Genomic DNA, 13,020 nt, shown 5'->3' on the forward strand with positions numbered 1-13,020 from the left:
ACATAGCTTTATGCTGAAATGATTTATGCCTGTTTAAGATCTTTCTGAAAGAAGAGTTTATGGGTAAAAGGAGTGCTTTGTTGAGTTACGATCATTACAAGGCTTTTTGCAATTCTGTTGTCGGAAGTTTTGAAAGATATTTCTCTAAATTGTATTCTTTCTGAAGGACTTCCAATACCGCTTACCTGTCTTTGCCATGACCATGAAGTGGGCATAGTAAAGTTTGGAGGAGTGAATCGTTTACTTGTACGCCTGAATGCGACAAGTTTATAATTATATTGGTTTAGTACAGCGTTGATGCTTTTCTTCATGCTACGTTTTGTTGCAGAAAAAAAAATGAGAGCCAGCGGCATGAAAAAGAAGATGCCCATAATAATGAAAGGAAAATACATAAATATTGGATAGGTTAAAAAATGCGCTGGAAATTTCCAGGGCATTTTCATTATATAAGGTAATTATGATTTGTTCGTAGTATTCATGAAAGTATCCAGGGTTGTGGTTATAAGCGTACAGACCTGCATCAGTCAGTTTCTGTGCCTGGGTTTCAGTAAGCATACCCCGGGGTACAGCAAACTTCCATCCCCATTTCGTTTATACCTTTACCATGTCCAGTACATGATCGAAGCCGCGGTTATCGCATAGTTCCCTCCAGGCAGCGCCCATACAGAAGCGGGTAGAACTTGTTTCGCGGGCTTTGTGCGTATGCTACTGCGTCTTTCTGCAGAAGGCTGTGAACGTTGATGTCTGTATTATAACGGGCTGCCTGTGAGTAGCTGGAGCAATCTTTCTCTTATTTCTTCAATGGGCCAGTGATGGACCTGCACATCTTGCATAATAATCTAATTTGAATAGCGAACTTACAAAAAAAATTAATGTTCAAAAGCCCCGGCCAGGTATTCTTACCAGGGCATCAGGATGTATCATGTATCTGATTGCCAGTTCTTTGTATGTTATAGGTAATGGTTATTACAGATATTGATTTAATCAGACCGAAACCACATGATATGTATGATATGATTCCCCAATATGACGTAATGTCTGATGGCAATGCGGTAATTGATTATAGAACTAAGCCTACTCCTAGTATAGGTAGCTTAGAATAAACATTAAATCAGTTAACTGATTTGACAAGAACAAGTGGGAATCAAGGTGTGATAAAGAATTATTATCTTCTTAAGTTTGGTAATCAAATGAGTAATATTATGATTAAGAATATAGCAGTAGCTATTGTACTCTTATTTATGTTTGGCTATTTATTTTATAAAATTGGTAAAAGACAGCTAACCGGATATTTGTTTAAACGCGAGGGTTTACATACCAGGTGCCTGATCCTGCACGCACACAAGCCATTAAGCAAAAATTTTGAATTATCTACTTAAATAGGTTAAAAATGTTAATAGTTCATTTTCTCAAAAGTATGTACAGGTTATATTATGTCAATAAAATAATCAGTACCGATATATTGAAGATTGACGGAGTATTTTATAATAAAGACTCGAGTTCAAAGCAAAATGATGGGTTTATTGGTTTTTTTGACTGGCTTAGGGCAGATGAACAAATAATCGTCGGAATAAGGATTTGTTATTTTGAAAATCTGCCATACAATAAGTTGTTGATGTCTTTACCATATATGCGTCCAACTTTTGAAAGTAAGTGCGTAGAATTGTTATTTGGAGAGAGTGCCTATCCTCCAGATATCAGTGGTGATCAGGATTTTACTAACAACTATGTATTCAAATCGGAGGGAGATGAATATTTATTTACTTTTGGGCTGGATCACCTGACAGATAAAGAATTGAATTGCTTGTTAAAATATTGCACAGTTCTACCCGGAGAGAGCTTAATGACCTCTTGGGATGATAGTAATTTGTAAATAATGGAATCCGCAGGCATTGCCTGCGGATTTTTCATGTGTGATTATAAGTTGCTTTATTTTAAAAGTCCAGAATCATCATATTAATATGGTTGAGGATATATACCCTGGACTCCTAGGGCAGGGTGTTAATATAGCCTTATTCAGGACGAGGTTAGTTTTACCTACAAGGTAATCAATCGAAACCGCCAGGATATCTGCAGTAAGGCCTTATCTAAATCGTAAGGGCTTTATTATTTATAACATTAAATAGAGCATACTATGGTAAAAAACATATGGATTTTTAATGGTTCTAATAGCCGTTTTGCAAGTGGTGTTTTTGAAGATATAGAAGAAGCCGAAAAATGGATAGATAAATATAAGCTGACAGGCGTTCTGACTAGTTATCCAATAAATATAAGCGTTTATGATTGGGCTATTGGGAATGGTTTTTTCACTCCAAAGAGGGAAGAGCATCGTAGCTCTGAATTCATAGGCAAGTTTAGTTCTGCAAGTCTGGAACATTTTCATTACGAAGATGGTAAAAGAGACTAATAGAAAGTATAAAGGAAAGTCGGCTCATAAATCGATGAGCCGGCTTTCCTTTATGCCCGATCCTAAGCAGGAGCGCCTGGTTGTTCTGAGCATCAAAATTATCTGATAAATACTCCAGGGGAAGAAGTCAAAAGGAAAATAAATTTGATATCCTCACAGATATACAGAAGCCAGATCTGTTTTAGCAAGCGCAAAGACGATCAATGCTAATACCAAGACGGCTACGGGAGCGGCTATATCTGGAGTTGCAGGTATTGTAAGTGAGAAGGTATCCGATAGAAATGGTAACGCATCACAGATTAAGTTTAATCTTCCTCAACCGACTCAAACAAGAGATAATACTAATATTATAAGAACATCAAAAAGGTAAATGAAAAATAAATTAATATATCTGATTCCCGCCGTAGCATTTCTGCTGCTATTAATACCCGTGAGTATTTCCTTCAAAAAAGATTATGATGTATATATGAATGGCAATTTTGTAACAGTGAAAATTATAAAATTGCCGGGGACATACTTTACAAAAAATGAGTTTATGTATTTTGAATTGAATGGTAATACATACCATAAATCAATAAATAAAAATACAAGAGATTTACTCCAGGTTGGAGAAGAAATTAAATTGAAATGTCTGGTAGGAGAGAGGGATCGCTTTTTATTTCCTGAGGAAAATCCTCTTTATTGGGGATTTTTCACGATAGGTCTTTTTGTTTTATTTTCAATGGCTGGTTTCTATTACGCATTTAAGAAATAAAATTGTATTAGTATACTTAAAAAAAACGGAGGTACAATTTTTCCTGCAGCTTTTGTTATGAATATAAGAATGGTTTTTAACATGGTATATAATAAGTAGTCACGGAGTTACTAATTCTCCATCCAAATAAACCATTTATCTTATGAATACGAAATCCGCATATGGTTATGCATATTTAATAGCTTTTTTGTATGTTGGCCTGGGAACGTTATCCGTGTTGTCAATGTATCCGGATAATTTATTTTACAGAGAATGGGTGGTATGGGTATTGCTAATTACGGTGCCTGTCAACTTTATAAGCTGGGGTATATTGTATGCGGATCCTACACAACAACTTCTTGTAATATTTATTCAATTTCTTATTTTTATATTAATAGGGCAACTAATATTTGCATTCTTTTTTAAAAAACAAGTTTCTAGGTAAGTTAGGCTATTGTAATTGATAAAGCAGCAGGAATTGCCTGTTGCTTTATCAATTACAATAATCATTGGACTCCATTTTAGTGATAAAAGTTATAAATGATTCTCAAAAGGTTTATGCGATATTTGAAGATGTAGATACAGCTTTTATCTATTAGATCTGCGCTGGTCGCCAGTGCTGGGATATTGGATAAAGACGAATCTAATACAACTCAAACTGATGTTCCAGGTACTACCATAAAGAAATATGGACCATGTGGTAATGTTCAAAAAGAATATAATCATGATACCAGGGAGAGGGAGTTCTTCAGGATGAACAGTCAGATCATATATATGACTATAAACCTAATCCTCATAATCCCACTGGTAGAGGAGATCGGCAACCAGGAAGAAGTAAGAGCTGTAGTAGATTATATCGAAGGAACTTCAAGAAGGAATAAATATTTAAGCATGAAAAGTAAAGTCCAAATACTTATCTCACTCTTTAATTTGAATACAATTTCTTTTCATCTCATAATATTATTACTCTGTAGTTGTAATAATAGGAATGACAAAAGCACTAAAGTTATTAATAAAGGAGATTCATTATTAAAAAAAATAACAATGAATTCAGCCTCTCAACTGAAGACAAATAGGATAGATACTGCCAGTTTTACAAGCAATTTTGAAAAAGGGGTTAGTCCATTCGCTCTGGACGACCACAGAAATATAGAGTTAAATGACAAACGAATTAGTGTTAGCCTAAATGAAAATAAGAAGGGTTCATATGATTTGGCCATTAAGACCGATAGCACTTTAATCTTTGGGAAAAAGAATATTGATGGAATATCAAAAATATTTTATGATGGGACTTTTCTTTTGTTCAGTATGTATACTTTCTATAATGAAGATGGCGCGAATGAAGGGGTTGCGGTTGTTATACAGATGAATGGCTTAAGAATTAGACAGTATCATGAGAAATTATCCAATACTTGTAATCCTGTAGTATTTAATAACAAATTTTACTTTGTTAGTGATCTAAATCTTATTGAAGCAGATTCAAGTCTGAATTTCAGCAAATCATTGTCTATCAAATATCAGGGGGCAAATGAAAGCGATGAATATTTAGATACTTATCAGATTTGTGGCTTGTCTGTTACCAAACAGAATTCTAAACTGGCAATCGAATTTACTCCCAATAAATCTGATTTTAATTGTCATTTTTATGTGGGAGCGTTACGAATGAAGGATAGTTTGATTTTACTGAAAAAATAAAAGGTATTCCTTTATTACTAGAGTAGAAGAAAAAATGAATATTTAATGAAACAAAATTTGGTTGGATTTGACTTGTTAATATTGGAAATGGGTCCGGTAAATTAGTCTATAGTTATTTTGAATGAAAAAATAAAGAATAGAATATGGAAAACATCAAACTAGCGAAAGCTATATGGACAGAGGAGGACTTTGATGCAATGGGATGGCATGATAGCTATATCTATTCAATTTCATTTGGTATTAATTATGAGCTTATACTTGATATTGACTATACTTTTGAATTAGTTCAACCAACAGAAGCCAATGGATATTTTAAGTTTTGGGTTTCTCCGTGCACATTGGTTTTTGAAAATGTGAATGACTTAAAGCTTGATGTTGAAATTTCAGCGCCTTTTGAACTTCAAATTTCAGATATAACCAGAAGCAATCCACGGCGTCCAATTAATACAGAGTATATAAAACGAGAAACGGAGTATCATTGGACGATTGCAACTCAGCAAGGTGATATAGCATTAAAATCTGTAGGGTATAAACAATACGTAAGACAGCAACCAGTATTGCAGGATAGTCCGCTAATTGGTTTTATTGAAAGAGGCAAAACTTCATTTGATAGAGCTACTTCACTGATTGTTTAACGTGTGGATTGATTGAATTATATTAGCCGCAGGCAACCCCTGCGGCATTATTATTTATTCGAAAGTCCCTGCTTGAGTCTAAACTTTATTTTTCCTTCTGATAATTACGGTATAAATTCCTTTAGCCAATCCTTCACATTAAAAGACGGACATGCTTTGTGCACACCGGGGAAATCCCTGTGCCCCTGAATAACAGCCGCGGGATACTTTTCTCTCAGCACACAAACCATATAGTACATAGCAGCTTTCTGGCTTAGTGTTCGCGTATCCTGAGGATTGTTATCCCCGTCGACACCGCCGATATAGCTAACATGAATGCAGACATTGTTGTAACCTGCAACGCCATTTGCAACCAGCTCTTCATCAAGCAATTGCTGTATAGTACCATCTGCAGGTAAGATGTAGTGATACCCGGGATTCTTCCAGTGAAGCTGTGTTCTCCAATAGTTCTGTATGGCGGCAACCGGCGTTAAAGGCGGCGTTGCCGTACAGTGGATAACGATATATTTTATGTTTCGCATAATCAGAACTTTATAAATGAATATTGTAACGAGATCCCTACAGAAGGTGTAAACGCTTTTCCATTCCATCCGTAACCGGCATATGGGCCGATTGAAAAATGTTGCCTGTTTATCATCCTCAGCGCAGTAATACCTGTTAAGTGAACATTTGGATTCAGACTATAAGCATCTACGTAAGTTTTTTTATGCCGCTGATAAGCGGTGATGATAATCGAATCCGTGAACCGGTAATTAATAACCGGCTCTTCTCCTATTTCGCCTGTAAGGTGCAGCCAGCGGTTATGGAAGCGTAATTTGTATATTGTAGTAGAATCCGGCAGATAGACGGTGTCTACCGCTGGATGCAGGAAGCCCGAAGCCGTGGTGCCGATGGCGGTTGCTTCCCGGACGTCCTTCTGCTTCGTCTGGTTCTTTACAGCGTTTAAAAAAACGGACGGTACTTTTATGTTGCCGGCCATTTTGCTGATATGTTCCGTATTGTATTTGTCCTTCCAGTATACTGCACTGTCCTGTGTAACGTTGATATATTCCTGTTTGTGAAAACATGTTCTTAGTGTTATAATAGTGATGAATATGAATAACAGAATAATGATGATGTGTTCCTTCATTTCTTAGCGTCTTTTGTCTTTACTGTCCGGGGAAAAAGCGATCAGGTTGCACATTTGCCGTAAGCGGCTGCGAAGCCGGAGTCCGTAACGTTTTTCCAGTTCTTCCCCATCCATGTTTGTGGTGAGATAAGTGATCATGTGTGCTTCCATGAACAGGTCGTAACGATGGAAGAGGATGTCTGCCATTACGTTCATGCTGTTACCGAAATAGTTTACGTCTGTTTCCTGTCCCAGGTCATCAAAACAACTGGGGCGCGGAGCACCTGATTGGATATCAAAGCATTGTTTGCTGTAACGACTTATCACCATATAACCCTCTCTCATAAATTCCAGGCTTACTTCTCTGCAGGAACGGATGAGAAATCTTTCACGAGGTGATACCAGTGCCCGCATGATGCGCATGATAGCCGTCTTTCCACATCCGACAGGGCCATTGATGATCAGCCCTTTGTACAGGTCTATTCCCAGATGATCGGCCAGGTTTTCATCCTGAAGGAAGTAGGTCATCAGTTTCAGGATGGGCGCGCGATCAATATCATCGATATCGTAATCCGGATGGAACATCTCCTTTCCCTTTGCTATTATGAGTTGTAAGATCTCATGATAGTCATAGGGGGTTTGAATAGTTTTTGTTATTCTTTGTGTGGAGAGGATTTGGTCGCTCATTGCCGAATGATTTTTTTGTTGTTAAAAGCCATTTTGAGGCCGCTGCCTGCCATTTTCTGATGGGTTGCTTACCCATCATCCAGCCGTTGGCTGAATAGTGGTAAAAAAAGGCGAGGGCCGTTTCTGCGTTTGCATGTTCTTTATCAAACCAGGCTAAAGTTTCCTGCATGGATGGATACTTTGGCGCGTGTGTCTCACACTCATTTGTTTTGCATTGTTTATAAGATTGTTTTTTATTGTGTACCACTTTTGGTACTACTTCGGTACCAGAAGTGGTACCTGTTTTGTCCAGATCTGGTACTATCCCTGTACCAGATGTGGTACTACCCCCGGTATCAGAAGTGGTACTACTCTCCGGGAAGAGATTCAACTGATTTTTCATAATCTCATGATCAGTTAACCGGATAACTGTTACTTTGGGGTAATGCCCTTTGTGCAGCTCCGGCTGATAGATAATGTAGCCGTATTCGTGCAGTTGTTTAAGCGTTTGGGCAAACGTATTCTTGTTGCCTATACGACTGCTGTTCATCAGCAGGTCACGTGAGATCCTGAATACAGGCGTAAAATGGTACTTGTTCCAGATATTGAACAGTGCGATGTACAAGGTAATGTGACAGGGTCTCAGACGTTTATCCCTATCTACCAGGTAGTAGAAATTTTGCATATGAAGAATGTAATTCATCGTTTAGTTTTTTTGCGTTTAAGAATTTGCTGATAGTTCTGTGGCCGCAGTATTCTACGGTTTGGCAGGTTTGTCTTTTTGAGAGGGGAGATAAATTTCCTTACTTGTTGTTGCTCTTTTTGAGCCAGGGGGATGTTTGTTTGCATATGTGGATGTTTTTATGCAAATCAAAAAAAATAATCAATACAAGAACAGGTGCAGGGGGGTTCGCACCCCCTTGCACCTTATTGATTATCAATAAATTGTAGAAAAATAAATATTTATAGTTTTCTGAGATGGCTGATCATCCGGGTAAGAAACCCGATTGCATCGTCAATGGCGGCCCGTTCAGGATGACGGTAATTCTTCTTAAACGTTGTAATTGCCAGATCATCCGTTTGTTTGGAAGTAAAATTCTCAACTACAAAGGGTATAAGTTCCTCCTGAGCTTTCCTGGAGATATGTGGCGTTGATTTTACAAATGCTTTTGTAAGAACTGCCATTCCTGCTGCAGAGATATCCAGTTTCATTTTTTCTACAGCAGTAAAGTTCCGGACAGAAGCTGAGGAGCCTTCCTTTCGAACATTTGATGTCTGCGAAAAATGATACCGTACGAAGTAATTAAGTACTCCGGTGTGAGATAAGACTTCTTTCAGCAATTGTGTGGTGAAAGAAAATTTGTTTCCTTTTTGGGAAATTGCCTCTTCTAACAAACTTTCAAGTAATGTTAGTATACGATATTTATGTTTGATAAACTGCTGGTGCTCCTCTTCGTTAACAATCGAAGCGGCATTTATAACAATGGCTTCCCTGATAGTGTGGATTTCCGCTAAGAGCGCGGCTTTCTGAGCTTCGTATTGTTTCTTGTCTCTAAGGTTATCTTCTTTTACATTGCAAAGGTGGTAAACAATACTGGTCAGAGTAATAACTGACGTCGACATAATGATCATTTGTACGATTAAAAATTCCTGTTTCAGACCTGGTTGTTACTGACCTTGCGATATCTATTTTCATTTTAGTAAATTTTTATGACAGCTAATTTATGCTTTCTAATATTCTGGCAAAATTTTTCTTTTGTCCATTTTAGCAAAAAAGTTGTCTTAAAAGTAACTAATGCTTTCCTGATATATTTGCGACAAAATGAAAAGGGGGTGTATCAGTTATTTTTGACACACCCCCTGACTGTTAATCTACATCAACAGCGATGATTGTAAGGGCATTGAAACTACCTGATTTTAACTGGTATAGAATACCGTTAAACTCCTGATAAAATTCAACTCCCAGCACCAGAAATATTGGGTCTATGCTGTTCGCCGGCAGATTATGCGTGAGCGTTAGCAGGGCTTCCTGCTGCATACCATAGACTATTCCAGCACTACTTGCGAATACTGACTGATAAGTTTCACTTAAGAAATTTATTACCGCAGCGGCACTTATCAGTTTAACGTGAGTAGTCCCTTCAGGTGCTTTAATAGCATCCAGCGGAATGTAAGCCGGAATAGAAACCGATGCCACTCCCGTTGCACGGTTGATCGTGGTCGTATACTGTTCTGATATGACAGTACTGAGCGGGCTATTAATGTTGAAGTTAAATCCCTTCAGGAGCTTGGCATTTCCACTCCAGACATTACGCTCTCCACGCGCACTTGTGGCATCCGATTTCTGCACGTTCATAATAGCCTGCAACAAACGGCTGATTACTCTGCCATCGGCACTTTTGGATAAAAGTTTGTTAAAGGCAGACCTTACCAGCTTACCAGCTTTACCGGCCCTTCCAAACTCCTGCGCATTTTCCCTTACACGGGCGAATGCCGGATCCGATAAACGATTGGCACTTACGCTTAGTTTTTGTCGTGCCATCATCCCGTCCTTGGATTTATAGAAGGTAATATCTCCTATTGTTCCCTCTAATTTTGTTATTCCTAATTGTCTGGCCATGGTTAAAATTTTGTAAATTTGTGTATAACGTTTACGTAGGTACGTTATACTTAAACCCCGGTTCCTGCAGTAACCTTTTACAATAATACGCCTGATGATAACACTAAAAAAATGTGCCGATCGTCCATATTATATTTAATCACTTTTGATCAATTTTAACAGTATGATACCACCTATTCCATATAGAGCCGTAGTTTATGTGAAAGACGTGAAAAACATTACCGGCAAGGAAGACCAGGCCGCGCGGCGGCTCTTAAAACAAATAAAAAAACAACTGGGGAAAGCACCACAGGAATTTGTGACAATGCAGGATTTTTGTCTGGTGACGGGGATACCCGAAGAAGTAGTATTGCCGTTTCTGAAGTACTAAGACAAAGCAATGCTTAAGGTAGTATAAGCCCCATATAAGCCCCCTCATAGCCCCCTCATAGTCCCCTATAAGCCCACCTTATTTAAGGGGGGCTTATAGGGAACTTATACTTGTCTTACCAGGAGATTTTAAGTAAATTGTAGTATACATTACACAGCATATGGCCCGACTTAGAGAAGGTATCGATTTCACCGGAAAAATCGGAGGTTTGTCTGCCTACAAAAGAAAAGATATGGATGGTACTTTTGTCCGAAGGGCAGAAGGAGTATCCAAAAATAAAATCAAAACAGCTAAAAGTTTTGAAAGAACACGGGAGAATAATCTCGAGTGGAAAGGTTGCGGCAGGGCAGCCGCCAGAATCAGATGGGCATTGCTGTTTGTAAGACATCTTGCAGACCACAATATCGCCGCTGAATTTTCCAGATTATGCAAAGTAATGCAGTTGCAGGATACCGCAAATCCGAGAGGACAACGGTCTATTCTGCTTTCGAAGCACAGGGACCTCCTGGAGGGATTCCGCATTACGCAAAAGAATCCTTTTGATGGCGTGGTAAGACATCCGTTGAAATGTGAAATTATAAGAGAAACCGGTAGTGCATGGGTAGAGTTGCCTAACCTGATGCCGGAAATAAACCTGTTCATTCCCTGGCAGTATCCGTTATTCCGGTTTGTAATTTCACTGCAGGCTGTTACAGACCTGCATTATAACTATCCTGCTTTTACAAAAAATGACACCGATGCTGCACCAGCGGCTTATACAGCGTGGCAGCCAGCAGGACAGAATTATACTGGAGAACGTATCGAATTACAATTAGAAGGAGGACAGAAACCGGATGATTCCTGGACTTTTATACTGTCTGTGGGATTGGAAATGGGTACGCCCATCAGCAACAATGTTGTAAACACGGTGAAATATGCAGGCTGTGCCAGGATATTGATAGTAGGGTAACTGTCATCCTAAACTTTGAGCGCCTGTATTTAAGATCGCCTCTTTTCAATTCGTACGAATGATATCACATTGCATACCGGAAAAGCCATTAAATCTATTAAAAGCACTTCGGTATGGGTTTAAACCCAAAATTCCCTCACTCCCTAAAAAAAATTTGCTTAAAATAAAATAAGTGGTAATTTGACACTTATTATCCACGTGCCATACTACTAAATTGCAAACATTTAAGATCACCGAGCTTTGGGACTGCATGCGGTCGGGAGATGTGAATGCATTAAAAGAGTTGTATAATTCATTTTATAACAACCTCTTTTCTGCAAACTTCTCTATTTGTACAAATCGGGATATGGTAAAAGACAGTATTCACGAAGCTTTCATTAGTATCTGGGTTAATCGCGACAAACTTCCGCCTGTAACCTCTGTTGGGGGATATATCAGCACCTGTGTACGTAGAAAGGTGATTGATGCTTTAAAGAAAGAATCTCAGCTTGAAACCGCCTTTTTAAGAATGGATGACGAACATGAACTTTCATACGAGGAAGTCATTATTGCTTTTCAGGAGCAGGAAGCCATCCGTAAAACCCTTAAAGAAGCGCTTTCCTATTTAACCAATAAACAAAAAGAGGTAATACGTTTACGTTTTTTCGAGAATAAAAACTACGAAGAAATTGCGCAACTGGTTGGTTGTGAGCAACGTACGATTTATAATTGCATCTATGAGGCAGTTAAACGCCTCAGGCATCACTTCGCCTCTAAACATATTTCTTAAAATTTTCCGGTAAAAAATGAAGGTTCCTCCGTCATACTATTAAGTAAACCACGGAATGAAGGACTATTTATCGTACCACGTTGTGGATTTCATCACAGATGAGTCGTATCTACGTTATTATTATAAGGAAAATGAAGAGGATATTAAATTCTGGACAGAATGGATAATACTCCATCCTGAAAAACTGGACATTGTCATATCAGCCAACAATTATATTGACGCCTTCTCCGTGCGGATTTCTGAATCTGAATTTCAGAAAGAACAACAACGTTTTGCCTATACATTAAATGCTCTTTCATTGGATAGCGATTTATGCCACAATGAAAGACCTAAACCGCGAAGACTCGGAAGAAAACTGGCCCTGACCTTTATAGCACTGGGTGCTATTGTGTATCTGGCCTTGCAAAAATCCGCTCCTCTTCAACCGGAAAAGGTGACGATAATAGAAAAATACGTCCCCAAAGGCCAGCTCGCAAAAATTACGCTTCCGGATAGTTCAGTAGTAGAACTGAATGCTGATAGTAAGTTAACGTATCCGTCGAAATTTACCGGCTCCTCAAGGGAAGTGCAGCTAACTGGCGAAGCGTTCTTCAACGTACAGCAGGATCCGCAGCACCCTTTTCATGTAATCACCAATAACCTCACTGTCACTGTACTCGGCACTTCTTTCAATTTGAAATGTTACCCGGATAAAGGCCAGACAAAAGTGGCACTGGTTACGGGTAGGGTTGAATTAAAGAAAGCAGACGAAACAATAGCATTAACACCTTCCGAAATGGGCGTTTTAAATATGTCAGATTTATCGCTCAGGAAAACGAAGTTCGATATAAACGAAGAAATAGGATGGCGACAGGGCATCGTTGTATTTAAGAATGCAGATTTTAAGGAAATAGCCGACCGCTTTGATAAGATGTACAATATCCGGTTAATAAATCTAAGCCATAAAACGGCATTCAGATTTAATGGATCATTTACCAAAATTTCACCAGAAGAACTAGTAAAGAGCATTTGCCTGTCAAAACAACTTTCATTTACAACCAATGGAAATGTAATAACGATTCATTAAAT

Annotated in this window: 16 protein-coding genes; 9 read left to right on the forward strand and 7 right to left on the reverse strand. The window is 38.4% G+C overall.

The window, feature by feature from the left end; all coding sequences use genetic code 11:
- Positions 1–23 precede the first annotated feature (23 nt).
- Positions 24–443: a hypothetical protein gene (locus tag GO495_RS11520; RefSeq protein WP_157299819.1), complete on the reverse strand. Its 420-nt coding sequence runs from the start codon at positions 441–443 to the stop codon at positions 24–26.
- 1,019 nt (positions 444–1,462) lie between these two features.
- Between GO495_RS11520 and GO495_RS11525 the strand changes: the two genes are divergently transcribed.
- From GO495_RS11525 to GO495_RS11545, 5 genes are all read left to right on the forward strand, one after another.
- The gene (locus GO495_RS11525) at positions 1,463–1,873 is read left to right on the forward strand and encodes a hypothetical protein (RefSeq protein WP_157299820.1); all 411 of its coding nucleotides are present in this window, start codon (positions 1,463–1,465) and stop codon (positions 1,871–1,873) included.
- Between the two features lie 261 nt (positions 1,874–2,134).
- Positions 2,135–2,407 (forward strand): DUF7710 domain-containing protein, encoded by a 273-nt coding sequence (locus GO495_RS11530; RefSeq protein WP_157299821.1) that lies wholly within the window; start codon positions 2,135–2,137, stop codon positions 2,405–2,407.
- Positions 2,408–2,777: 370 nt separating this feature from the next.
- Positions 2,778–3,161 (forward strand): hypothetical protein, encoded by a 384-nt coding sequence (locus GO495_RS11535; protein ID WP_157299822.1) that lies wholly within the window; start codon positions 2,778–2,780, stop codon positions 3,159–3,161.
- Between the two features lie 606 nt (positions 3,162–3,767).
- Positions 3,768–4,835: a hypothetical protein gene (locus GO495_RS11540; protein ID WP_157299823.1), complete on the forward strand. Its 1,068-nt coding sequence runs from the start codon at positions 3,768–3,770 to the stop codon at positions 4,833–4,835.
- Positions 4,836–4,978: 143 nt separating this feature from the next.
- Positions 4,979–5,470 (forward strand): hypothetical protein, encoded by a 492-nt coding sequence (locus GO495_RS11545; RefSeq protein ID WP_157299824.1) that lies wholly within the window; start codon positions 4,979–4,981, stop codon positions 5,468–5,470.
- Positions 5,471–5,574: 104 nt separating this feature from the next.
- Here GO495_RS11545 and GO495_RS11550 read toward each other — a convergent pair whose 3' ends face one another.
- From GO495_RS11550 to GO495_RS11575, 6 genes are all read right to left on the reverse strand, one after another.
- Positions 5,575–5,991, reverse strand: coding sequence for an N-acetylmuramoyl-L-alanine amidase (locus tag GO495_RS11550; protein ID WP_157299825.1), 417 nt, complete (start codon positions 5,989–5,991; stop codon positions 5,575–5,577).
- Between the two features lie 2 nt (positions 5,992–5,993).
- Positions 5,994–6,599 (reverse strand): hypothetical protein, encoded by a 606-nt coding sequence (locus tag GO495_RS11555; RefSeq protein ID WP_157299826.1) that lies wholly within the window; start codon positions 6,597–6,599, stop codon positions 5,994–5,996.
- A 3-nt stretch (positions 6,600–6,602) separates the two neighbouring features.
- Positions 6,603–7,265: a P-loop NTPase family protein gene (locus GO495_RS11560; RefSeq protein WP_157299827.1), complete on the reverse strand. Its 663-nt coding sequence runs from the start codon at positions 7,263–7,265 to the stop codon at positions 6,603–6,605.
- Complete coding sequence (locus GO495_RS11565; protein WP_157299828.1) at positions 7,207–7,947, reverse strand: hypothetical protein; 741 nt, start codon at positions 7,945–7,947, stop codon at positions 7,207–7,209. Before GO495_RS11565 ends, GO495_RS11560 begins: the two co-directional genes overlap by 59 nt.
- 260 nt (positions 7,948–8,207) lie before the next feature.
- Entirely contained in the window at positions 8,208–8,867 is a 660-nt protein-coding gene (locus GO495_RS11570; protein WP_157299829.1) for a hypothetical protein, read from the reverse strand.
- A 244-nt stretch (positions 8,868–9,111) separates the two neighbouring features.
- Complete coding sequence (locus GO495_RS11575) at positions 9,112–9,864, reverse strand: hypothetical protein (RefSeq protein ID WP_157299830.1); 753 nt, start codon at positions 9,862–9,864, stop codon at positions 9,112–9,114.
- 163 nt (positions 9,865–10,027) lie between these two features.
- Between GO495_RS11575 and GO495_RS11580 the strand changes: the two genes are divergently transcribed.
- The 4 genes from GO495_RS11580 to GO495_RS11595 all read left to right on the forward strand — a co-directional run bounded on the left by GO495_RS11580 (position 10,028) and on the right by GO495_RS11595 (position 13,018).
- Positions 10,028–10,234 carry a hypothetical protein gene (locus GO495_RS11580; RefSeq protein ID WP_157299831.1) on the forward strand — a complete coding sequence of 69 codons (207 nt, stop codon included), beginning with the start codon at positions 10,028–10,030 and terminating at the stop codon, positions 10,232–10,234.
- Between the two features lie 160 nt (positions 10,235–10,394).
- Positions 10,395–11,183: a hypothetical protein gene (locus tag GO495_RS11585; RefSeq protein WP_157299832.1), complete on the forward strand. Its 789-nt coding sequence runs from the start codon at positions 10,395–10,397 to the stop codon at positions 11,181–11,183.
- 214 nt (positions 11,184–11,397) lie between these two features.
- Positions 11,398–11,952: an RNA polymerase sigma factor gene (locus tag GO495_RS11590; RefSeq protein WP_157299833.1), complete on the forward strand. Its 555-nt coding sequence runs from the start codon at positions 11,398–11,400 to the stop codon at positions 11,950–11,952.
- A 55-nt stretch (positions 11,953–12,007) separates the two neighbouring features.
- Complete coding sequence (locus tag GO495_RS11595) at positions 12,008–13,018, forward strand: FecR family protein (protein WP_157299834.1); 1,011 nt, start codon at positions 12,008–12,010, stop codon at positions 13,016–13,018.
- The last annotated feature ends 2 nt before the right edge of the window (positions 13,019–13,020 follow it).

Source organism: Chitinophaga oryziterrae (assembly GCF_009758125.1).
Classification (GTDB): Bacteria; Bacteroidota; Bacteroidia; order Chitinophagales; family Chitinophagaceae; genus Chitinophaga; species Chitinophaga oryziterrae.

Bases quoted from the DNA above. Each gene is read 5' to 3' on its own strand.
- GO495_RS11520 (WP_157299819.1), bottom strand. From the start codon at position 443: ATGAAAATGCCCTGGAAATTTCCAGCGCATTTTTTAACCTATCCAATA.
- GO495_RS11530 (WP_157299821.1), top strand. From the start codon at position 2,135: ATGGTAAAAAACATATGGATTTTTAATGGTTCTAATAGCCGTTTTGCA.
- GO495_RS11535 (WP_157299822.1), top strand. From the start codon at position 2,778: ATGAAAAATAAATTAATATATCTGATTCCCGCCGTAGCATTTCTGCTG.
- GO495_RS11545 (WP_157299824.1), top strand. From the start codon at position 4,979: ATGGAAAACATCAAACTAGCGAAAGCTATATGGACAGAGGAGGACTTT.
- GO495_RS11550 (WP_157299825.1), bottom strand. From the start codon at position 5,991: ATGCGAAACATAAAATATATCGTTATCCACTGTACGGCAACGCCGCCT.
- GO495_RS11555 (WP_157299826.1), bottom strand. From the start codon at position 6,599: ATGAAGGAACACATCATCATTATTCTGTTATTCATATTCATCACTATT.
- GO495_RS11560 (WP_157299827.1), bottom strand. From the start codon at position 7,265: ATGAGCGACCAAATCCTCTCCACACAAAGAATAACAAAAACTATTCAA.
- GO495_RS11565 (WP_157299828.1), bottom strand. From the start codon at position 7,947: ATGAATTACATTCTTCATATGCAAAATTTCTACTACCTGGTAGATAGG.
- GO495_RS11570 (WP_157299829.1), bottom strand. From the start codon at position 8,867: ATGTCGACGTCAGTTATTACTCTGACCAGTATTGTTTACCACCTTTGC.
- GO495_RS11575 (WP_157299830.1), bottom strand. From the start codon at position 9,864: ATGGCCAGACAATTAGGAATAACAAAATTAGAGGGAACAATAGGAGAT.
- GO495_RS11580 (WP_157299831.1), top strand. From the start codon at position 10,028: ATGATACCACCTATTCCATATAGAGCCGTAGTTTATGTGAAAGACGTG.
- GO495_RS11585 (WP_157299832.1), top strand. From the start codon at position 10,395: ATGGCCCGACTTAGAGAAGGTATCGATTTCACCGGAAAAATCGGAGGT.
- GO495_RS11595 (WP_157299834.1), top strand. From the start codon at position 12,008: ATGAAGGACTATTTATCGTACCACGTTGTGGATTTCATCACAGATGAG.